This is a genomic window from Klebsiella sp. K5-45 (assembly GCF_030128605.1).
In the GTDB taxonomy this organism is placed as follows: domain Bacteria; phylum Pseudomonadota; class Gammaproteobacteria; order Enterobacterales; family Enterobacteriaceae; genus Klebsiella; species Klebsiella quasipneumoniae.
Map to the genome: position 1 here is coordinate 147,171 of NZ_JAKUZW010000003.1, position 21,933 is coordinate 169,103.

Below are 21,933 nucleotides of genomic sequence, written 5' to 3' on the forward strand. Positions count from 1 at the left end.
CTTAATTCAAGCCAAATACGTTAAGCATGGTGGTCAGTTTGACGCCGGTTTCGCGCCATTCGCCCAGCGGCGAGGAGGCCGGAACAATGCCCGCGCCGGCAAACAGGCGCAGCGTACGCTGCTGCAGACGCGCGCAGCGGATGGTCACCACCCATTCGCCGTTGCCTTCATCGTCACACCAGCCGACGATGCCGCCGAACAGCTGACGGTCGAAGGGTTCCAGTTCGGCAATCAGGCGCTTCGCCGCCTGGTGCGGGAAGCCGCTCAGCGCCGGAGTCGGGTGCAGCAGGCAGGCCAGCGACATGGCGTTTTCTTCCGCCAGCGCCGTGCCTTCGATCGGCGTCGCCAGATGCCAGAGCGTCGGGGTGGTGATCAGCTGCGGCGATGACGGCAGCGACAGCTGGCTGCTGCGCGGGCCCAGCACGCTCTTCATCGCCTGGGTCACCAGCTCGTGCTCATGGCGATCTTTGCCGGACGCCAGCAGCCTGTTGCCCGCTTCGCGGTCCAGCACATCGTCAGGCTGGCGGCGGGCGGAGCCGGCCAGCGGCAGTGAGCTGAAATGCGCCCCTTCTTTACGCAGCAGTAGCTCCGGGCTGGCGCCCAGCAGCACGCCGCCGTCGGCGAGCGGCACATGGAAGTTAAAGCTGGCGGGGTTCTGAGCGATCAGGCGCTCCATCAGGGCGCCGCTATCGACAGGATCGCGGGTAGTGATATCGATTAGTCGTGATAGCACCACTTTGTCGACTTCCGGGGTGGCGGTCAGCGCGGCGGCGCGTTCCACCATGGCTAGAAACGCGTCCTGCTCCGGGATCTCCCGGCGCTCCACCACCGCCATCGCCTCCAGCGGCGCGGCATAGCGGGCGGAACGCTGTTTTTCCGGTCGCGAGAACGCTTCCCAGCGCTCGGGAATATAAAGCTCGGAAGGCTGACAGGTGTCGAACGGGATGGCCCCGACCATCACCGGCTTGCGGATCCCCGCCGCCCGGGCCTCGGCAAAGGCGGCGGCCATCTGCTGCTGGAACTCGCCGTTCAGCGCATCGCCGCCGACGGCGGGCGCTGAGAGGCGGCGGAAGCAGCCTGAGGTGCTAAAACTGCGGTACGGCGACATAAAGAAGAAGCTGTCCGGCGACAAGGTCCGGGTAGGTTTCTGTACATCCTCAGCCAGTGACGTTTCCATATCATCCTCCAAAAACGATAAATATATTACGAATAATTATCATTTGTATTTTGGTTGGCTAACCTAAAAGGTATTGCCCGCCATGTCAACCGCGTTACGTCATCGCGCCGCCACTTTGGCTTGCATCCTGTCAACGCAAAGTTGAAAATGAGACGCATTTATTACCCTTCGAATCAGGATGCGATGACGTGAACTTCTCTTCTTTTTGCCGCCGCGGTGCGCTGACCGGCATGCTGTTGTTTTTAGGAATTACCTCAGCCCAGGCGGCGGACTGGCCGCGCCAGGTCACCGACAGCTACGGGACGCACACCCTGCCGAGCCAGCCGCTGCGCATCGTCTCCACCAGCGTCACCCTCACCGGCTCGCTGCTGGCGATTGACGCCCCGGTGGTCGCCAGCGGCGCCACCACCCCGAACAACCGCGTGGCCGATAGCCAGGGCTTTCTGCGCCAGTGGAGCGAGGTCGCCAAAGCCCGCAAGCTGGCGCGGTTGTATATCGGCGAACCGAGCGCGGAAGCGGTGGCCGCCCAGATGCCGGATCTGATCCTGGTGAGCGCCACCGGCGGCGACTCCGCCCTGCCGCTGTACGATCAGCTCAAAACGATCGCCCCAACGCTGGTCATCAACTATGACGATAAAAGCTGGCAAACGCTGCTCACCCAGCTGGGGCAGTTCACCGGCCATGAGCAGCAGGCCAGCGCGCGCATCGCCGACTTCAATAAACAGCTCGTTTCGTTAAAAGAAAAAATGAAGCTGCCGCCGCAGCCGGTCACCGCCCTCGTCTATACCGCGGCCGCGCACAGCGCCAATATCTGGACGCCGGAATCGGCCCAGGGGCAGATGCTCCAGCAGTTGGGCTTTAGTCTGGCGACGCTGCCAGGCGGCCTGCCCGCCAGCCACAGCCAGGGCAAACGCCACGATATCGTGCAGCTGGGCGGGGAGAACCTGGCGGCCGGACTGAACGGCCAGAGCCTGTTCCTGTTCGCTGGCGACCAGAAAGATGTCGATGCCATCTACGCCAACCCGCTGCTGGCGCATCTCCCGGCGGTCGAAGGGAAACGCGTCTACCCGCTGGGCACCGAGACCTTCCGTCTTGACTACTACAGCGCCCTGCTGGTGCTCCAGCGTCTCTCCAGCCTGTTCGGCTAACACGGGCTGTGCCATCAGGACGGGAACCCAGCCTGAACGCTTTGCCGGGCGGCGCTGCGCTTGCCCGGCCTACAATGCCCGCACCCCCAGGCCCGGTAAGGCGCAGCCGCCACCGGGCAATCGCCCCCTACTTAACTTTCGTTGACGATTTCCGGGCGCTGGAAGCGGCGCAGCTCGCGTAGCAGCCCCACCAGCAGCACGCCGACGAGGGCCAGCGCCCATCCGCTGGCGCTGGCGGAAGCGACCGGCGTCATCACCGCCCCTAACCCGCCGAGCAGCGCCGCGCCGATGGCGTCGCCGGTGACGTTCTGGGCGGTCCACAGACCATTAATCCGCCCGAGCATATGTTCCGGCGTCTGGGTCTGGATCAGGGTGTACTGCAGCAGCGAGCTAATAGCGCTCAGCCAGCCAAACAGCGCCAGGCACAGCGCGCCCAACGCCCAGTGTGGCATCAGGCTGAACAGCGCAATGGCGACAAAGGAGCACACCGTCGTCGCCAGCATCAGCGCGCCCGGCCGCACGGTCTGGGCCAGCTGGCCGCTGGTCAACGCCCCCAGGGCCGCGCCGAGCGGAATCGCGGCGTACAGCAGGCCAATCTGTCCGGCCGACATCTGCCAGCTCCCGGCCAGCGCCGGATAGAGCACCCGCACCGCGCTGGCCATGGTCAGCAGGCCGCCGAGCAGCGCAATCCCGCCGATAAGCGGGCTCTGACAGAGGAAGGTCAGCCCCGCCAGCAGGGCACGCAGCGGATGCTCACGCGGCTGCGGAGGCGGCGGCAGCTGCGGCAGACGCAGCAGGGTTAAGGTGGTGATAAACGTCCCCGCCGCCGCCAGGCCGAAGTTCCACGCTACGCCGCCGGAGGCCAGCAGCAGGCCGCCGATCATGGGCGAAATCACCGAGCCCAGGCGCACCGTCAGCATAGTGATGGCCCCGGCCTGCATCAGATTTTCCCGCCCCACCAGCGCCGGGGTCGCCGCCAGCAGCGCGGTCACGCCTAAAGAGGCGAAGAAACCGTCCCAGATCCCCAGCAGATAAATCGCCGCCAGCGACGGCTCCGGCAGCAGGGCGTTCAGACACAGGCCGACAAAGCCCACGCCGCAGGTGCCGCGCGCCAGCAGGATCAGGCGTTTGCGCTCATAGCGGTCAGCCAGTACGCCCCCCACCATCAGGCCAATAAACATCGACGCGCCGGTCAAGGTCACCGACAACCCGACCTGCCAGGTCGAATGGGTCATCATCTGGATCTGCACCGGGATGGCCACGCCCAGCAGACCAAGCGACAGAATAGAGATAAAGCGAGCGATAAAAACGGCGCGAAACGCCGGGTGAGTTTTCAGCAGGCTGAGGTTAAGCAGCCAGGATTGTCGGTTCATTACAGCGCCTTGTCGTTATTTTTAATACCCTTTTTCCTGTGGGTCATGCTACCATAGCTGAATAAAATCGATAACGATAATTACTATCATTATCATATCAGGGATGTCAGTTATGTCGTTTTCTACGACCGCGGTACGCTCTGTCGCCGTGCCCGGATTGTTGCTACTACTCGCCTTAGCCGCCGCGCTTAGCCTGACGATCGGCGCCAAATCGTTGCCGATCGGCACGGTATTCACCGCCTTTAGCGGAACCTGTCAAAGCGCCGACTGCACCATCGTGCTGGATGCGCGCCTGCCGCGCACCCTGGCCGGTCTGCTGGCGGGCATCGCCCTCGGTCTCGCCGGCGCGCTGATGCAGACGCTCACCCGTAACCCGCTGGCCGACCCCGGCCTGCTGGGGGTCAACTCCGGCGCCAGCTTCGCCATCGTCCTCGGCGCGGCGCTGTTCGGGATCACCTCTCCACAGGAGCAGCTGCTGCTGGCGTTTAGCGGCGCGCTCTGCGCCTCGCTGCTGGTGGCCTTCACCGGCAGCCAGGGCGGCGGCCAGCTGAGCCCGGTGCGCCTCACCCTTGCCGGGGTCGCCCTTGCGGCGGTGCTGGAAGGGCTGTCCAACGGCATCGCCCTGCTCAACCCCGACGCCTACGATCAGCTGCGCTTCTGGCAGGCCGGTTCGCTGGATATCCGCACCCTGCAGACGCTGAAAATTGTCCTGCTGCCGGTGGTGGTGGCGGGGATCGCCGCCCTGCTGCTGAGCAGGGCGCTTAACAGCCTGAGCCTCGGCAACGATACCGCCACCGCCCTCGGCAGCCGCGTCGCCCGCACCCAGTTGATCGGCCTGATCGTTATCACCGTCCTGTGCGGCAGCGCCACCGCCGTCGTCGGCCCTATCGCCTTTATCGGTCTGATGATGCCGCATATGGCGCGCTGGCTGGTGGGGGCCGATCATCGCTGGTCGCTGCCGGTCACCCTGCTCGCCACCCCGGCGCTGCTGCTGTTTGCCGACGTGATTGGCCGCCTGCTGGTGCCCGGCGAACTGCGGGTATCGGTGGTGAGCGCCTTTCTCGGCGCGCCGATGCTGATCTGGCTGGTGCGCCGCCAGCCGCGGGGAGGTGGCCTGTGATTGCCCCGTCCCGCCGCCTGATAGCCAGCTGTCTGCTGCTGATGGCCGCCAGCCTGCTGATTTCCCTGCTCGGGCTGGCGCAAGGCCCGGTGCCGCTAACGATTGACCAGGTGTTCTCGGCGCTGTTCGGCGACGCGCCGCGCAACGTCGCGATGGTGGTAAACGAATGGCGGCTGCCGCGGGTGTTAATGGCGCTGCTCATCGGTGCCGCGCTCGGCGTCAGCGGCGCCATTTTCCAGTCGCAGACCCGTAACCCGCTCGGCAGCCCGGACGTGATGGGCTTTAACACCGGCGCCTGGAGCGGCGTGCTGGTGGCGATGGTGCTCTTCGGCCAGAACCTGACGGCGATCGCCCTGGCGGCGATGGCCGGCGGGGTGCTGACCTCGCTGGTGGTCTGGCTGCTGGCCTGGCGCAACGGGATCGAGACCTTCCGCCTGATCATTATCGGCATCGGCGTGCGCGCCATGCTGGTGGCATTCAACACCTGGCTGCTGCTGCGCGCCTCGCTGGAGACCGCCCTTTCTGCGGGCCTGTGGAACGCCGGATCGCTTAACGGCCTGACGTGGGGTAAAACCTGGCCGTCAGCGCCGCTGATCCTGTTGATGCTGGTGGGCAGCGCCCTGCTGGTTCGCCGGATGCGGCTGCTGGAGATGGGCGACGATACCGCCTGCGCGCTGGGGGTGCAGGTCGAACGCTCGCGCCTGCTGCTGATGCTAGTGGCAGTGGTGCTCACCGCCGCCTCGACGGCGCTGGCCGGGCCAATCTCATTTATCGCGCTGGTGGCGCCGCATATCGCCCGCCGCCTGAGCGGCACGGCCCGCTGGGGATTAACCCAGTCTGCCCTGTGCGGCGCGCTGCTGCTGGCGCTGGCCGATTACGGCGCCCAGCGGCTGTTTATGCCCTGGCAACTGCCGGTGGGCGTGCTAACCGTCAGCCTCGGCGGTATTTACCTTATTGCTTTGTTGATTCAGGAGTCCCGCAAAAAATGAGTGCTGTCCCCTCCCGTTTGCGCGGCGAGCAGTTAACCCTGGCCTACGGGAACAAGACTATCGCCGAGTCGCTGAACGTGACCATCCCTGACGGCCACTTCACCGCCATTATCGGCCCCAACGGCTGCGGCAAATCGACGCTGCTGCGCACCCTCAGCCGCCTGATGGCGCCGGCCAGCGGCCATGTCTGGCTCGACGGCGCGCAGATCCAGCAATATGCCACGAAAGAGGTTGCCCGCCGCATCGGACTGCTGGCGCAGAATGCCACCACTCCTGGCGATATCACGGTGCAGGAGCTGGTGGCCCGCGGGCGCTACCCGCACCAGCCGCTGTTCACCCGTTGGCGCAAAGAAGATGAAGCGGCGGTAAACAACGCAATGCGGGCGACCGGAATCAGCGACCTGGCGCTGCAGAGCGTCGATACGCTCTCCGGCGGCCAGCGCCAGCGGGCGTGGATTGCGATGGTGCTGGCCCAGGAGACAGAGATCATGCTGTTGGATGAGCCGACCACCTGGCTGGACATCAGCCATCAGATCGACCTGCTGGAGCTGTTGAGCGAGCTGAATCGCGAGAAGGGCTATACCCTGGCGGCGGTGCTGCACGATCTTAACCAGGCCTGCCGCTACGCTACCCACCTGATCGCCCTGCGCGACGGCAAGATCGTCGCCGAGGGGGCGCCGAAGGAAATCGTCACGGCGGAACTGATTGAACGGATTTACGGCCTGCGCTGCACGATCATTGAGGATCCGGTGGCGCATACGCCGCTGGTGGTGCCGCTGGGCCGCCGGTAATTCTCCCTTTCCCCGGCTTGCGCTACCCTGAGTCGGGCTACCTGCTGTAGCCCGAACTCAACCGTTATCCCAGAATCTCCTTGACCACCGGACCGATGGCTTCAAAGGCCTGCGGGGAGATAATGTCGACGTGGGCGCAGTTCTGGCTGAACACCTCCAGCTCGCCCACCCATGGGCCCCATACAACCTGCGGATCCATCCCCGCCTGCCGCGTCTTCTCCGCCACGAACAGCGTCGCCTTGCCGTCAAACTTCGCGCTGTGCGCGGTGGTTAACAGCCGTACCGCATCGGCATAGTTGGCTTCGATGGCGCAGAACAGCTCGCCGGAGGCTTGCCCCTGCTGGGTGGCAAGAAACGCTTCGCGCTCGCGGGCAATCTCCGCCAGCACAGCCGGATCCAGCCCGTTAGCCTCTTTCTCCGCCCAGTTTTGCGTCTCCGGCGGCCAGGTATCCAGCAGGCCGAGGAAGGCCACCGCTTCGCCGCGCTGGCGCAAGCGGGCGGCAATGCCCTGGGCTAAGGTGCCGCCCAGCGAATACCCGAACAGGTAATAAGGGCCGTGCGGCTGCTGCGCCAACAGCGTTTGCAGATGATGCTCGCAGACCTCGTCGAGGCTGGCGGCGCTGGCCATCGGCCCTTGCGGGCGCGGCGACTGAATACCGGTAATTGACCAGCGCGGGCTGAGATAGCGCGCCAGCACGCTGAACTGCCAGGCGAAGCCGGAGGCCGGATGGAAGCAGAACAGCGTCGGACCGTCGCTCTCGCGCAGCGGCAGAAGCGTATCCAGTCCCAGGCGCTGAGCCTGCTCATCGCTGAGATCGGCCGCCAGCAGCGCGCTCAGTTTGCCCACTGTCGAGGCCACCATCACCTGCCCCGGGGTCACCTGTCGCACCAGCTGGCGGCTAAGCTGTGCCGCCAGGCGCATCGCCAGCAGCGAATGGCCGCCGAGGGCAAAGAAATCAGCGTCGATATCATTCACCTCGCAGCCCAGCAGCTGACTGAAGGCGGCGGCGACAAGAGTTTCCATGCCGGGCTCCGGCGGCCGGCCGCTGCGCTCGCCGCCGAGGGTCGGCAGCGGCAGCGCTTTGCGATCCAGTTTGCCATTAGCGCTGAGCGGTAGGTCAGCGAGCTGCATCAGCACCACCGGCACCATATGCGGCGGCAGCTGTTCCGCCAGCCGCGCTTTCAGCGCCGCGGTATCCAGCGGCAGGCCGGAGTCAGAGACCAGATAGCCCACCAGCTGCCGGGCATCGCCGCCGGTCGCCGCCGCCTGGTTGAAGACGCAGGCGTGACTCACCGCCTGCGCCACGTCCGGCAGGGCCGACATCGCCCGGTCAATCTCGCCAAGCTCGATGCGCTGCCCGCGGATCTTCAGCTGATCGTCGCTGCGGCCAAGATACTCCACCGCGCCGTTCGCCAGCCAGCGCGCCACGTCGCCGGTACGATACATCCGCTCGCCGGGGGCAAACGGGTCGGCGATAAAGCGGCTGGCGGTGAGGTCCGGACGCCCCAGGTAGCCCTGCGCCAGCTGAATGCCGGTGAGATAAAGATCCCCCGCCACCCCCGGCGGCACCGGGCGCATCGCGGCATCCAGAATGCGCAGCCCGGTGTTCCATACCGGCCAGCCAATCGGCACGCTGCTGCCGGTCACCGCCGCCAGCTCAGGCCCGCAGGCCGGATACCAGCTGACGTCCACCGCCGCTTCCGTCGGGCCGTACAGGTTATGCAGCGGCGCGCCGGTCAAGCGCTCCCACTCGCGGCACAATTCCGTCGGCAGCGCTTCGCCGCTGCAGAATACCCGCCGCACCGTGCGGCAGGCGGCGACGCTGTCGGCATCCAGCGAGGCGACAAACGCCGCCAGCATCGACGGCACAAAGTGGGTGGTGGTCACGCCGTAGTGGGCGAAGAACTGCTGCATCGCCTGCGGGTCGCGGTGCGCCTCCGGCTCGGCCATCACCAGCCGCGCGCCGGCGATAAACGGCCACCAGAACTCCCACACCGAAACGTCAAAACTGCACGGTGTTTTCTGCGCCACCACGTCGTCGGCAGATAACGGATAGCGATCCTGCATCCACAGCAGGCGGTTGACGATGGCGGTCTGGCCGACCATCACCCCTTTCGGCCGTCCGGTGGAGCCCGATGTAAAGATGATGTAGGCGGTATGGTCCGGTTTTGACAGCGCCAGCGGCGCGTCATCCGCAACGGCCAGCGGCTGCTGGTAGCAGAGGCTCTCCAGCCCGGGGATATCGCTGAAGCGGGCCAGCTGATCCTCCGAGGCGATCAGCAGCGACGGCCGGGCGTCTTCCAGCATCATCCGCAGACGGTCGTCCGGGTAGCCGGTGTCCAGCGGCAGCCAGGCGGCCCCCGCTTCGACAATGCCGTGCAGCGCCAGGGTCAGGAACACCGAGCGCGGCAGGGCCACCGCCACGCTGTCGCCCGGCTTCACGCCGCGTTGACGCAGCAGCTGCGCGAGCGCCACCACCTGCTGACGCATCTCGCGATAGCTGAACTGCCAGTTTGCATCCGCCAGCGCTGGGGCATCAGGAGTCTTCCGCGCCTGGTCGGCCACCAGCGCGCTGAGGGTGGTGGCAGGCAGCGGCATAGCGGTATCGTTGACCGCCGTCAGGCGGGTCAGCTCGTCGGCGGAGAGCATCTCCGCGTCGCCGCAGCGCAGCGTCGGATCGGCGGCAAACTGCGCCAGCAGCGCAGTCAGTCGCGCCATGTGGCGACGCAGCTCGGCTTCATCATACCGGGCCTTGTTGGCGAGGATCTCCAGCGACAGGCCGCCGGTCTCATCGGGGAACAGCGCCAGCTCAAGATCGTTGACCGGGCCGGTGGCGAGAGTATGGGTCACCGCCTCGACGCCGTCGATATCCAGTTGGTAATCAAAGACTTTGACGTTCAGCACCGGGCCAAACAGCGGTTCGTCCCCTGCCGCTTTGCCGCTGTCGCGGACGATCTGCTCGGCGTCATAGCGCTGATGGCGGCGCATCTTTTTCAGCTGAGCGGCGAGGCGCATCGCCAGGTCCGCCAGCGTCTCCTGGGCGTCAATATGCACCGCCAGAGGCAGGACATTGAGCACCGGCCCCGTCGAGGTCAGCGCCGCTGAGCCCATCCGGCGCATAAAGATAAAGCCCGCCGCGTAGTCCATCCGGTTGCACAGGCGGCCCAGCCACAGCGTGGTGAGCGCCAGCGCCAGATCAGCGGGCTGACACTGCGGCGCATGGCTGGCCAGGCGGCGGAAGGCGTCGGCGTTCATCTCCAGCTTCATCCGCCAGATATCGCTCCCGGCGGCGCGTCCGCCCAGCGGCGCGGCAGAGAGTGAGGCGGGAGCCGGTAACGCCTGACGCTGGGCCTGCCAGAAAGCTTTATCCCGCTGCCAGGCCTCGCTGCCGGCGTAGCGCTGGTACTCGTCCACCACCTCGGCGAAGGAGGTGAAAGGCGACTCAGGAGTGGCTTCCCCGCGCTGCCAGGCGCGGTAGATGGCGGCGATCTGCCGGGTTATCGCCGGGAAGCTAAAGCCATCCACCAGCAAATGGTGATAACGCTGATACCAGTACCAGCGGTCGTCGCCGACGCGCAGCAGCTGATGGCACACCAGCGGGTTACCGCCGTCGACGCGCAGATCCTGCGCCAGATCTGCCTGCATCCGCTCCGTGGCGGCACGATGCGGATCCGGCGTCGTACGCAGGTCAATGATGGGCGGTTCGGCAAAGGTGCGCTCCGCCGCTACCCACTGCCAGACTTCCCCCTCCTGTTCCTCAAAGCGCAGGCTGAGGGTGTCTGCCTGCTGCAGACCGGCGACAATCGCCTTACCCAGCAGCGCGGGGTCGAGCGCGCCGCGCAGTTCAACATAGTGGGCCACGCTCCAGGCGCCAGGCAGAGTGGAGAGGCGCTCGGCCATCCAGATCCCCGGCTGCGCGGCAACCAGCGGTAAACGAGTGGTCATGGTCAGCTCCTTATGCCGCATGATGAGCGGGGGTCAGTGTCGGCCAGTTAGCCGCCAGCCAGGCGTTGCACGCCTCAACCGACTGCGGAGGGCACACTACCGTCCATCCGGCAGGCAGCGCGCAGTGCCCCGGCCACAGGCTGTACTGCTGCTGATCATTGCGCAGAATGTAAAACTGCCCTTGCGGATTGTCGAAGGGGTTACTGAATTGCATATCAAACTCCTGTCGTAAAGCGCTGTGCTAAGGGGGCGACAGCAGAGGCTGCCAGAGCTGGATAAGCCCTGCCGTCAGCCCGCCTCGCCAGCAGAGCGCATCATGCCCGCCGTCAACCTGACGCCAGAAAATTGTCTGCTGCGTGGTGGTGAGTTGCGCCAGCAGCGCCTGGTTGGCGCGAAAAATAATCGGTTCACGCTGGCCCGCCTCCAGCCAGATGCGCAGCCCGGCCGCGGACGCCTCGCCCTGGCGCAGACGTTCGCCGATAAAGCCCTCCCCGCGGCCATCGCGATGCGGCCACCAGTAGGAGCCTGACTGGCTGAGCACGCAGCCAAATCGCTGCGGCCAGTTGAGGGCGGCGAACATCGCCGCCAGGCCGCCGAAGCTTTGCCCGGCCACCACCGTCCGATCCGGGCGGTCACTGAACGGGGCATGGCCGCGGACCAGGGGCAGGAGCTCCTCCTGCACCGCCAGCCAGAAATCGCGATGACAGGGCAGCTCAACCCCGCGGCGCTGGTTATCGATCGCGTCGATCAGCAGGTAGACCGCCGGCGGCAGTCTCCCCTCGCGGGTCAGCGCGGCCAGTGGCGACCACACCGGCATGCTTTCGGCCCAGAACTGGCCGTCAAGCAGGATCGCCAGCGGCCGTGTTTGCGGATCGACGGCCTCGCCGGGGGTGTAGATCCAGACCCGGCGATGGTTGCCCAGACGCGCGCTGCGCCACTCAAGGCAACGAGCGGGAGGATGCGCTGCATTAAGCTGGTCCCAGCCGGGCTGCGCCGGCGCCTGCGGCATCTCCAGAGCCGAGACCCCATGGCCGCGTCCACCCCGCCAGCTGTGCGGGTTCAGCGGATCGGCTATCGCCCGCGGCAGCAGTTTGCGCCAGCCTTCGCGCAGCAGCGCGCGGTCCGGCTTATCAGCGCTGAACACCTCAGGGGAAAAATCATCGTCACGGTCGGAGGGAATAAAGCAGTAGCTGCCGCGCCAGGTCGGCGACAGCGTGGTTCGCCAGCACCAGGCGTCGGTCCCGGGCAGACGTTGCAGCGATTGCGGCCGCGCATTCTGATGGTGGTCGGTCACGCCGGTGATATAGAGCCATACCCGACGGCGCGGAGAACGCGTTTCATCCCCTGCCGGATCCCGCCACCAGAACGTCACCTCGATGGCGTCATCCACCGCCCGGGACTGCGGACCCTGCAGGGTTCGCCACCACTCCTCGCTTCCTGTCGTTAACATTCTGTCATTAACCCTATGTATCGCGTGACTTTTTTAATTAATTGTCATTCTTTATTGATAATATTATTGATAACTATTTGCATTTGCAATAGCGTATTAGCGCGCCGTGGGAAGCGCGTCTTTCACAACACATGTCGAAGAGAGCTTATTCAGCTAGCGACGGAGTGCCTTTGCCCTCTTCCGGCAACATTTATGCCGCCTCCCCTCCCGGTGGGAAGGGGCGTTTGGGGAACGTGGCGACAAAAAAGCAGGAATAACAATGAATAACAGGATCAAATCCCTGGCCTTGCTGGTCAATCTGGGAATTTACGGGGTTGCTTTTCCGTTAAGCGCAGCGGAAACCGCCACCGACGATAAAAACAGCGCCGCGGAAGAGACCATGGTGGTCACCGCCGCCGAGCAGAACCTGCAGGCGCCGGGCGTCTCCACCATCACCGCCGATGAGATCCGCAAGCGTCCGCCGGCGCGCGACGTCTCGGAGATCATTCGCACCATGCCGGGGGTCAACCTGACCGGCAACTCCACCAGCGGCCAGCGCGGCAATAACCGCCAGATTGATATCCGCGGCATGGGCCCGGAAAACACCCTGATCCTGATCGACGGCAAGCCGGTCACCAGCCGCAACTCTGTGCGTCTCGGCTGGCGCGGCGAGCGCGACACCCGCGGCGACACCAGCTGGGTGCCGCCGGAGATGATCGAACGCATCGAAGTGATTCGCGGCCCGGCCGCCGCCCGCTACGGTAACGGCGCCGCCGGCGGCGTGGTGAATATCATCACCAAAAAAACCGGCGATGAGTGGCACGGCTCCTGGAACACCTATATGAACGCCCCGGAGCACAAAGACGAAGGCTCCACCAAGCGCACCAACTTCAGCCTCAGCGGCCCGCTGGGCGGCGATTTCAGCTTCCGCCTGTTCGGTAACCTCGACAAAACGCAGGCCGACGCCTGGGACATCAACCAGGGTCATCAGTCCGAACGCACCGGGATCTATGCCGACACCCTGCCGGCCGGGCGCGAAGGGGTAAAAAATAAAAACATCGATGGTCTGGTGCGCTGGGAATTCGCCCCGATGCAGTCACTGGAGTTTGAGGCCGGCTACAGCCGCCAGGGGAACCTCTATGCCGGCGACACTCAGAACACCAACTCCAACGACCTGGTGAAAGAGAACTACGGCAAAGAGACCAACCGTCTGTACCGCAACACCTACTCGGTCACCTGGAACGGCGCCTGGGACAACGGCGTGACCACCAGCAACTGGGCGCAGTACGAACGCACCCGCAACTCGCGCAAAGGCGAAGGTCTGGCCGGGGGTACCGAGGGGATCTTCAACAGCAACCAGTTCACCGATATCGATCTGGCGGATGTGATGCTGCACAGCGAAGTCAGCATCCCGTTCGACTATCTGGTTAATCAGAACCTGACGCTGGGCAGCGAGTGGAACCAGCAGCGGATGAAGGATAATGCCTCCAATACCCAGGCGCTGTCGGGAGGAGAAATTCCGGGCTACGACAGCACCGGCCGCAGCCCGTACTCGCAGGCGGAGATCTTCTCCCTGTTCGCTGAGAACAACATGGAGCTGACCGACACCACCATGCTGACCCCGGCGCTGCGTTTCGATCACCATAGCATCGTCGGCAACAACTGGAGTCCGTCCCTTAACCTGTCCCAAGGGCTGTGGGACGACTTCACGCTGAAGATGGGCATCGCCCGCGCCTATAAAGCGCCGAGCCTGTATCAGACCAACCCGAACTACATTCTCTACAGCAAAGGCCAGGGCTGCTACGCCAGCAAAGACGGCTGCTATCTGCAGGGGAATGAAGATTTAAAAGCCGAGACCAGCATCAACAAAGAGATTGGCCTTGAGTTTAAACGCGACGGCTGGCTGGCGGGCGTCACGTGGTTCCGCAACGATTACCGCAACAAGATTGAGGCAGGCTATGCTCCGGTCTATCAAAACGGTAAAGGTACCGATCTCTACCAGTGGGAAAACGTGCCGAAAGCGGTAGTGGAAGGCCTGGAAGGCACGCTCAACGTCCCGGTGAGCGAGACCGTCAACTGGACCAACAACATCACCTATATGCTGCAGAGTAAGAACAAAGAGACCGGCGATCGTCTGTCGATTATCCCGGAATACACGCTAAACTCCACGCTGAGCTGGCAGGTACGCGATGATGTTTCGCTGCAATCGACCTTTACCTGGTACGGCAAACAGGAGCCGAAGAAGTACAACTATAAGGGTCAACCGGTTACCGGCAGCGAGAAGAACGAGGTCAGCCCCTACAGCATCCTCGGCCTGAGCGCGACCTGGGACGTCACCAAATACGTTAGTCTGACCGGCGGCGTGGATAACGTCTTCGACAAGCGCCACTGGCGCGCGGGCAACGCCCAGACCACCGGGGGTGCCACCGGCACGATGTACGGCGCCGGCGCCGAGACCTACAACGAATCGGGCCGCACCTGGTACCTGAGCGTCAACACCCACTTCTGATAGCGGGTTCTCCCTGCCCCGCCCTTGCAAGACAAAGGGCGGGGACAACCACGGTATTCTTGCCCTATGCGCATCCATCACGCCACCCTGCCGCTGGCCGGCTATACGCTGCAGCAGATCGATTTCGACCCGGCGACTTTCCAGCCTGAAGATCTGTTGTGGCTGCCCTACCACGCCAGCCTGAGCGGCTGGGGCCGCAAGCGGCAGGCGGAGCACCTGGCCGGGCGCATCGCCGCGGTGTACGCCCTGCGCGAGGTCGGGGAAAAACAGCCTCCCGCCATCGGTGATCGGCGCGAGCCGCTGTGGCCCGCGCCCTGGTTCGGCAGCATCAGCCACTGCGGCCAGCGCGCGCTGGCGGTAGTGACTGACCGGCCGGTGGGGGTCGATATCGAGCGCCGGTTTACGCCACCGCTGGCGGCGGAGCTGGAGAGCAGCATTATCAACGAGGTGGAAAAAAAGGTGCTGTTACACAGCGGCCTGCCCTTCCCGCTGGCGCTGACGCTGGCGTTTTCGGCGAAAGAGAGTGGGTTTAAGGCGACGCCGACGGCAAGCCAGCGCGCGCTGGGGTTCGACGACTTTCAGATCGTGGAGGTAACGGCAAGCACCGTAGCGCTGCGGTTTGCGGGGCAACGCTATCCGCTGCACTGGACCGCGTCGGAGGAGCAGGTCATCACGCTTTGCGCATTGCAGCAGTAAACGCCCGCGCGCTTCACGCGACGGGCGTTCAGGCCATCAGCCCCTGTTTTGCACCCGGGCGACGATGGCGGCGGCATCAAACCCGTGGTACTGGCGCATCCAGCCGCGATCGGCGGCGGCGGCGTACTCCCCGTCCGGGATCCCCAAGCGCTGTAGAGTCATGCCCACGCCTGCTTCCGCCAGCACCTCCGCCACCAGGCTGCCCAGACCGCCGTTGACGTTATGCTCTTCCACGGTGATCACCGAGCCGCACGGCCGAAGCGCCGCCAGCAGCGCCGCGGTATCGCAGGGGCGGATCGACGGCACGCTGACCACTTTCGCCTGAACGCCGAGGTCGGCAAGCCGCTGCGCTGCCTCCACCACCTCATGCACCGTCGAACCGGTGGCCACCAGCGCGACGTCCTCGCCTTCGCGCAGGGTCAGCACGGCGCCGGGAACAAAGCGATACGACTCGTCAAGCAGCTCCGGCAGCGCCTTGCCATCGAGGCGAATATAGACCGGGCCCTGATAAGCAAGGGCATAGTCGATAATCTGCCGACATTCGCGCGGCGTGGAGGGGGCGAAGATCTGGATATTGCCGAAGCCGCGCATCACCGCCAGATCGTCAATCGCATGGTGGGTGCTGGCCAGCGGACCGTAGCTGGCCCCGGCGTTAAGGCCAAACAGCTTCACGTTGGTGTTGTTGTAACAGACATCCACTTTGATTTGCTCATTAGCCCGCGAAATGAGAAACGGCGCGGCGTTACAGGTCACCGCCACTTTGCCGCCCAGCGCCAGACCAGCGGCGGTGCCGACCATACTCTGCTCAGCGATGCCGACGTTCACCAGCCGGCCGGGAAACTGCTTAATAAAGGGGGCGATTTTGGCCGTCGACGTGGAGTCGGCCACCACCGGCACCAGATCGACACCGCTTTCCACAGCGGCGATAAAGGCCTCGACCATGACGTTAGCCAGGTGTTCTGCATTACTCATCTTTCAGTTCCTCCAGCGCCAGAGCGATCTCTTCACCTTTCGGCACCCGGTGGTGCCACTCCGGGCGCCCCTGGATAAAGGAGATCCCCGCGCCTTTCGTGGTGTTGGCAATAATGACGTTTGGTTTACCCTTCTGCTGCAGCCCCTCGATGGCTGCGACCACCGAGGCCATGTCGTTCCCCTGGCATTCGCTGACCGCCATGCCGAAGGCGCGCCATTTGTCGGCCAGCGGATCGGTATTCATGATTTCGCGCGTCGGCCCGGCCAGCTGGAGATTGTTCTTATCATTAATAATGACCAGGTTATCCAGACCGTAATGCGCCGCTGCCAGGGCGGCTTCCCAGTTGCTGCCTTCCGCCAGTTCGCCGTCGCCAGTGATCAAAAAAATGCGGCGGGTGCTGTTGCTTTTCTTCGCGGCCAGCGCCAGCCCCACCGCAACAGGCAAACCGTGGCCCAGCGCGCCGGTGTTCAGCTCAATACCCGGCGTTTTCTGCCGCACCGGGTGGCCCGGGAGATGAGAATTAGCATGCTGGTAGGTCTCCAGCCACTCGACCGGGAAGAAGCCGGCCTCCGCCAGGACGCAGTAGTAGCAGCCCACCGCGTGGCCTTTCGACTGGATATAGATATCGCGCTGCGGGTCGTCGAGCCGATCCGGCGCGACGTTGAGAACGCGGAAATAGAGTGCGGTTAACAATTCGACCTGCGAGAGGTCGGCCCCGGTGTGGCCGCCGGCCGGACTATTGGCGTTTAAGCGCACAATGTGGCGCCGCACCGCGCGGGCTTTACGCTCCAGCGTCTGAATATCAAATCTGTAGGGATTCATTTCACACCTCTGAATTTATTTTCAGCATGGAATATTTATTCCAGCAAGGACTAAAAAAACCAGATATCCCTATGCCGGGTGGTAAGCCTTCTGCCACAGCGCCCTACTCAGGAACATTCTGCCTCCCGCTCCGGACTTAGCCCGGAGAAACACGTTGACTTGAAATCGCCTTGAATATATATTCAATGATGATTCTTTATTCGATTATGACCTGGCTGTTTTGTTTTTGTCCATAGTCGATTTTGAGGATTGGCAAAAGTTAGATGCCTGTCACACTTAAGTGTGATTTTTTTTCGCGTATGATAGAAGCCTCTATACCCTAAATAAAATGGCTGCCGCTAAGCGCCTGAACACAGGCGATAAATGATTTTCGAGGATTAATATGGCTAAGCAGGATGAACAACGGCTATTGGTTAAGATTGCCACGCTTTACTACCTGGAAGGACGAAAGCAGTCTGATATCGCCCAACTTCTCTCGCTCTCACAGTCATTTGTCTCCCGCGCCATTACCCGCTGCCAGAAAGAGGGCGTCGTCAAAATCAGCGTCGTACAGCCGTCAAACATTTTTCTGAAGCTCGAAAAAGGGCTTGAGGATCGCTACGGTCTTAAGCAGGCGGTGGTGGTGGATACCGAGGAAGAGGCCAGCGATCACACCATTAAGCGGGCGATTGGCTCCGCCGCCGCCCACTACCTGGAAACCCGTCTACGGCCAAAAGATCTGATTGGCGTCTCCTCCTGGAGCTCAACCATTCGCGCGATGGTCGATGAAGTTCATGCGCAGAACCTGAAGGCCAGCGGCGTGATCCAGCTGCTCGGCGGCGTCGGGCCCAACGGTAACGTGCAGGCGACGATTCTTACCCAGACCCTCGCCCAGCGCCTGAACTGCGACGCCTGGCTGCTGCCGTCGCAGAGCATTGAGGGATCCATGGAGGAGCGCAACCGACTGCTGGCCAGCAAGGACGTCGCGGACGTAGTGTCGCGCTTTGACGAGGTGGATATCGCCATCGTCGGCATCGGCATTCTCGAACCCTCCCAGCTGCTGAAAACCTCCGGGAACTACTATCACGAAGATATGCTGCAGGTGCTGGCGGCGCGCGGCGCGGTGGGCGATATCTGCCTGCACTACTACGACAAAAACGGCCATCCGGTGTTACGCGATGATGAAGATCCGGTGATCGGCATGGCGCTGGAGAAGGTCAAAAAATGCCCGAACGTGGTCGCGCTGGCCGGCGGCACTGACAAAGTCGCGGCCATCAAAGGCGCCCTCACCGGCGGCTACATTGACGTTTTAATCACCGATTATCCTACCGCCCGCATGCTGGTCAGCGACTAACCTGCCGCGCTGTTTTTCCTCTCTGCCGCCCTGACGCGCTTTTTTAGCCTCAGGGCTGCCTCAGTTATTGCATTGAAATTCAATGAGTTAATCTACCACTCCAGCCGCCTGCCGCCGCTTTCGCCGATCGGCGAAATGTGATTGCCAGCACAATTGATGATTTTTCCGGTAGCCCGTCACCGGGTTTGTGGCTTAAGGTATCAAATAAATAATCACTATCGAATATATATTCAGTGATTAAGAAGATGATAACGAAATGTCACATCATGGCCTGCGTAAACGCATGAGACGGTGGAAGATATCCCGTCTCCGCTGTTCCAGGACACCGGGTGACCGAGGAGAGCACGATGCAGGCGACAGCAAAAGAGTTCATCATCGCCCTGGATGAAGGCACCACCAACGCCAAAGCGGTGGTGCTGGATAGCCGGGGCAAGGTTATCGTCAAATTCTCGCAGCCGCTGGCGCTCCAAACGCCGCGCGACGGCTGGGTGGAGCAGTCGGGCGAGGCGCTGGTGGCCGCCTCGCTGGCGGTGATCGCCAGCGCGGTGGCCCACGTCGGCGCGGAAAACGTCGCCGCGCTGGCCATCAGCAACCAGCGGGAAACCGCCATCGGCTGGTATCGCGACAGCGGCGAACCGATTAACGCAGCCATTACCTGGCAATGCACCCGCAGCGCCGCGTTCTGCGACACGCTGCGTCACGAACGTCAGGAACAGCGTATTAAACAGGCCACCGGCCTGCCGATCGCCCCGCTATTCTCGGCCTCCAAAATGCGCTGGCTGCTGGATGCGACTGCCGATGGCCGCCTGCGCGCCGAACGCGGCGAGATTTGCCTCGGCACCATCGACAGCTGGCTGCTGTGGAATCTGACCGCCGGAGAAGCCTTCTGCTGCGACTACTCCAATGCCGCCCGCACCCAGTTGTTGAATCTGCACCGCGGCGAGTGGGACGACGAGATGCTAGCGCTATTCGGTATTCCGCGCGCGGCGTTGCCGGAAATTAAACCGTCGAGCGGCCTCTTCGGCCATACCAAAGGGCTGGCCGCTATTCCAGACGGTATTCCCATTATGGCGATGATCGGCGACTCCCACGCGGCGCTGTTCGGCCACGCGCTCGGCGAAGCGGGCTGCGTGAAAGCCACCTACGGCACCGGCTCATCGGTGATGGCGCCGGTCAAATCGGCGCAGTGCGATATCGAGGCGCTGGCGACCACTGTCGCCTGGCACGATGGCGATCAGCTAGTGTGGGGGCTGGAAGGTAATATTCCCCACACCGGCGATGCCGTCGCCTGGATGGCGGACAGCACCGGTCTGAGCGAGCTCTCTGCCGCCGAGCTGGCCCATGAGCTGAACACCCTTCCCGCCTCCGTCGACTCGACCCTCGGGGTGTACTTCGTGCCGGCGCTGACCGGTCTCGGCGCCCCCTGGTGGGACGATAGCGCCCGCGGCGTGATCTGCGGCCTGAGTCGCGGGGTGAAACGCGCGCATCTGATCCGCGCGGCGCTGGAGTCCATCACCTATCAGATTGCCGACGTGGTGGTGGCGATGCGTCAGCATGAGGAGTTCACCCTGACGGCGCTGATGGTGGACGGCGGGCCGACCAACAATGACTGGCTGATGCAATACCAGGCCGATCTGCTCGGCTGCCCGGTGATGCGCAGCGACGTGCCGGAGCTGTCCGCCATCGGCGCGGCGTTGCTGGCCCGCAAAGCGCTCCATCCCGGGTCGACCGCCGATCTGCAGGCCTTCTTAACCGAACACAGCGCCTTTCAGCCCGACATGGCCCGCCACCAGCGCTTACAAACGCGCTGGCAGGAGTGGCGCCATGCGGTCGACCGAACATTATGGAAACCGGACTCGCCAGCCTGACCGCCAGACTGCGCGACAACACGCATTCACTTATCACAGGAGAAACCCGGCCCATAACGATATCGCTATCCCCGAATACATCAGGGGAAATTTCAGACCGTAAAAGCCTGCCCGCTCAGGGGCTCATTTGTTCGAATATAAAAATACAGGAACAGAGTCATGAAATTACGTATAACCCTTTTAACCGCTGCTACCCTGACCGCCTTCTCCTTTGCCGCGCACGCCGCGGAGAAAGGCACCATTATGATCATGGTCAACTCGCTGGATAACCCGTATTACGCCTCGGAAGCCAAAGGCGCCAGCGAAAAAGCCCAGGCGCTCGGCTATAAAACCACCGTGCTGTCGCATGGCGAAGATGTCAAAAAGCAGAATGAGCTTATCGACACCGCCATTGGTAAAAAGGTGCAGGGCATTATTCTTGATAACGCCGACTCCACCGCCAGCGTCGCCGCCATTGAAAAGGCCAAAAAAGCCGGCATTCCGGTGGTCTTAATTAACCGTGAAATTCCGGTTGATGATGTGGCGCTGGAACAAATTACCCACAATAACTTCCAGGCCGGCTCCGAGGTCGCCAACGTCTTCGTCGAGAAGATGGCGGAGAAAGGCAAATACGCCGAGCTGACCTGCAACCTCGCCGATAATAACTGCGTCACCCGTTCTAAATCTTTCCATCAGGTCATTGACCAGTATCCGGATATGGTCAGCGTGGCGAAACAGGATGCCAAAGGCACCCTGATCGACGGCAAGCGCATCATGGACAGCATTCTGCAGGCTCACCCGGACGTGAAAGGCGTGATCTGCGGCAACGGGCCGGTCGCCCTCGGCGCGATTGCAGCGCTGAAAGCGGCCAACCGTAGCGATGTGATCGTCGTCGGCATCGACGGCAGCAACGATGAGCGCGACGCCGTGAAAGCCGGCACCCTGCAGGCGACCGTGATGCTGCAAGCGCAGGCCATCGCCGCTCAGGGCGTCACCGATCTGGATAATTACCTGCAAAAAGGCGAAAAGCCGGCCAAACAGCGCGTGATGTTCCGCGGCATTCTGATTACCCAGGATAACGCCGATAAAGTCCAGGATTTCAACATTAAGTCCTGAGTTCGGGTGGTTGCGCCCCCGCGGGGGCGCAGAGGAGAGCATTATGTTTAAGAAAACCTGTCTGACGCTAGCCGTACTGGCGCTTGGGGGCTGTCGCATCGTCTCGCAGCAGGAGCTGGCAGATCTGAAATCGCCGCCCAACCCGCATATGGCGAACATGGATAAAACCTGGCAGCAGAGCATCGTACCCCAGGTGGTGGCGAAAGCGCGCCCGGCGGCGGAACTGATGAGCGCGCTCAAGGCGGCAAAAGATATCGATAGCGCCTGCAAAGCCCTTGGCTACCGCGCGCAGGACGAAAACCCCTGCATCTTCTACGTCAAGGTTTCAGGTACTGTCAGCAAGCTCGATACCGCCTCGCGCAGCGGCAAGATGACCCTGTCCGACGCCAGCGTCGGCAATGTGACGGTGCAAATTGGCCCCACCCTGCGCGGCACCCAGCTGCGCGACGGCTACAGCGGCGCCAGCTATCAGGACTTTAACGACCAGGTGCTGTTCGGCGAGTACAGCAAGAATATCAACAGCCAGGCGGTCAAAATGATTCAGACAGCCAACGTCAAAACCGGCGACAGCGTGGACGTGTACGGCGTCTTCTCGGCGTGGGATATTCCGCCAACCCTCCCGGAAATTACCCCGGCGAAAATCGTTCACGCGGGGGGGCAATAA

17 protein-coding genes are annotated in these 21,933 nt (G+C 63.1%); 10 read left to right on the forward strand and 7 right to left on the reverse strand.

Going from position 1 to position 21,933, the window contains the following annotated elements; genetic code table 11:
* Position 1: 1 nt before the first annotated feature.
* Positions 2 to 1,177, reverse strand: coding sequence for an isochorismate synthase EntC (gene entC / locus MKS11_RS07420; protein WP_004885741.1), 1,176 nt, complete (start codon positions 1,175 to 1,177; stop codon positions 2 to 4).
* A 188-nt stretch (positions 1,178 to 1,365) separates the two neighbouring features.
* On the opposite strand from entC, the gene fepB reads away from it, so the two are divergent.
* Positions 1,366 to 2,325 carry a Fe2+-enterobactin ABC transporter substrate-binding protein gene (fepB, locus tag MKS11_RS07425; RefSeq protein WP_087771313.1) on the forward strand — a complete coding sequence of 320 codons (960 nt, stop codon included), beginning with the start codon at positions 1,366 to 1,368 and terminating at the stop codon, positions 2,323 to 2,325.
* Between the two features lie 131 nt (positions 2,326 to 2,456).
* On the opposite strand, the gene entS is transcribed toward fepB, so the two are convergent.
* Positions 2,457 to 3,698 carry an enterobactin transporter EntS gene (entS, locus tag MKS11_RS07430; protein ID WP_023288782.1) on the reverse strand — a complete coding sequence of 414 codons (1,242 nt, stop codon included), beginning with the start codon at positions 3,696 to 3,698 and terminating at the stop codon, positions 2,457 to 2,459.
* 112 nt (positions 3,699 to 3,810) lie between these two features.
* Between entS and fepD the strand changes: the two genes are divergently transcribed.
* From fepD to fepC, 3 genes are read left to right on the forward strand one after another with little or no spacing between them, the layout of a single operon-like run.
* Positions 3,811 to 4,818, forward strand: coding sequence for a Fe(3+)-siderophore ABC transporter permease (gene fepD, locus MKS11_RS07435; RefSeq protein WP_284109463.1), 1,008 nt, complete (start codon positions 3,811 to 3,813; stop codon positions 4,816 to 4,818).
* Positions 4,815 to 5,807 carry an iron-enterobactin ABC transporter permease gene (fepG, locus tag MKS11_RS07440; protein WP_284109464.1) on the forward strand — a complete coding sequence of 331 codons (993 nt, stop codon included), beginning with the start codon at positions 4,815 to 4,817 and terminating at the stop codon, positions 5,805 to 5,807. The genes fepD and fepG overlap by 4 nt, the downstream gene beginning before the upstream one ends.
* Entirely contained in the window at positions 5,804 to 6,598 is a 795-nt protein-coding gene (gene fepC / locus MKS11_RS07445) for an iron-enterobactin ABC transporter ATP-binding protein (protein ID WP_065878914.1), read from the forward strand. The genes fepG and fepC overlap by 4 nt, the downstream gene beginning before the upstream one ends.
* A gap of 64 nt (positions 6,599 to 6,662) precedes the next feature.
* Here the strand turns inward: fepC and entF are convergent, their stop codons facing one another.
* Genes entF through fes form a run of 3 tightly spaced genes read right to left on the reverse strand, consistent with a single transcriptional unit; the run spans position 6,663 to position 11,994 of the window.
* Positions 6,663 to 10,544, reverse strand: a complete 3,882-nt coding sequence (entF, locus tag MKS11_RS07450) for an enterobactin non-ribosomal peptide synthetase EntF (protein WP_284109465.1) — start codon at positions 10,542 to 10,544, stop codon at positions 6,663 to 6,665.
* Between the two features lie 10 nt (positions 10,545 to 10,554).
* Positions 10,555 to 10,758, reverse strand: coding sequence for an MbtH family NRPS accessory protein (locus MKS11_RS07455; protein ID WP_017899052.1), 204 nt, complete (start codon positions 10,756 to 10,758; stop codon positions 10,555 to 10,557).
* A gap of 27 nt (positions 10,759 to 10,785) precedes the next feature.
* A complete protein-coding gene (gene fes / locus MKS11_RS07460; RefSeq protein WP_048294363.1) occupies positions 10,786 to 11,994 on the reverse strand; it encodes an enterochelin esterase in 1,209 nt (402 codons plus the stop codon).
* A 259-nt stretch (positions 11,995 to 12,253) separates the two neighbouring features.
* Between fes and fepA the strand changes: the two genes are divergently transcribed.
* On the forward strand, positions 12,254 to 14,482 hold the full coding sequence (fepA, locus tag MKS11_RS07465; protein ID WP_017899050.1) for a siderophore enterobactin receptor FepA: 2,229 nt from the start codon (positions 12,254 to 12,256) through the stop codon (positions 14,480 to 14,482).
* A gap of 66 nt (positions 14,483 to 14,548) precedes the next feature.
* Complete coding sequence (gene entD, locus MKS11_RS07470; protein ID WP_080837315.1) at positions 14,549 to 15,178, forward strand: enterobactin synthase subunit EntD; 630 nt, start codon at positions 14,549 to 14,551, stop codon at positions 15,176 to 15,178.
* Positions 15,179 to 15,214: 36 nt separating this feature from the next.
* Here entD and MKS11_RS07475 read toward each other — a convergent pair whose 3' ends face one another.
* Complete coding sequence (locus MKS11_RS07475; RefSeq protein WP_043521714.1) at positions 15,215 to 16,150, reverse strand: transketolase family protein; 936 nt, start codon at positions 16,148 to 16,150, stop codon at positions 15,215 to 15,217.
* A complete protein-coding gene (locus tag MKS11_RS07480; protein ID WP_017899047.1) occupies positions 16,143 to 16,973 on the reverse strand; it encodes a transketolase in 831 nt (276 codons plus the stop codon). Before MKS11_RS07480 ends, MKS11_RS07475 begins: the two co-directional genes overlap by 8 nt.
* Positions 16,974 to 17,355: 382 nt before the next feature.
* On the opposite strand from MKS11_RS07480, the gene MKS11_RS07485 reads away from it, so the two are divergent.
* The 4 genes from MKS11_RS07485 to MKS11_RS07500 all read left to right on the forward strand — a co-directional run bounded on the left by MKS11_RS07485 (position 17,356) and on the right by MKS11_RS07500 (position 21,933).
* Complete coding sequence (locus MKS11_RS07485) at positions 17,356 to 18,306, forward strand: sugar-binding transcriptional regulator (protein WP_002893602.1); 951 nt, start codon at positions 17,356 to 17,358, stop codon at positions 18,304 to 18,306.
* Between the two features lie 347 nt (positions 18,307 to 18,653).
* Positions 18,654 to 20,174: an FGGY family carbohydrate kinase gene (locus MKS11_RS07490; protein ID WP_053810663.1), complete on the forward strand. Its 1,521-nt coding sequence runs from the start codon at positions 18,654 to 18,656 to the stop codon at positions 20,172 to 20,174.
* 159 nt (positions 20,175 to 20,333) lie between these two features.
* Positions 20,334 to 21,269 carry a D-ribose ABC transporter substrate-binding protein gene (locus MKS11_RS07495; protein WP_004176926.1) on the forward strand — a complete coding sequence of 312 codons (936 nt, stop codon included), beginning with the start codon at positions 20,334 to 20,336 and terminating at the stop codon, positions 21,267 to 21,269.
* Between the two features lie 43 nt (positions 21,270 to 21,312).
* Positions 21,313 to 21,933: a DUF2291 family protein gene (locus MKS11_RS07500; protein ID WP_017899045.1), complete on the forward strand. Its 621-nt coding sequence runs from the start codon at positions 21,313 to 21,315 to the stop codon at positions 21,931 to 21,933.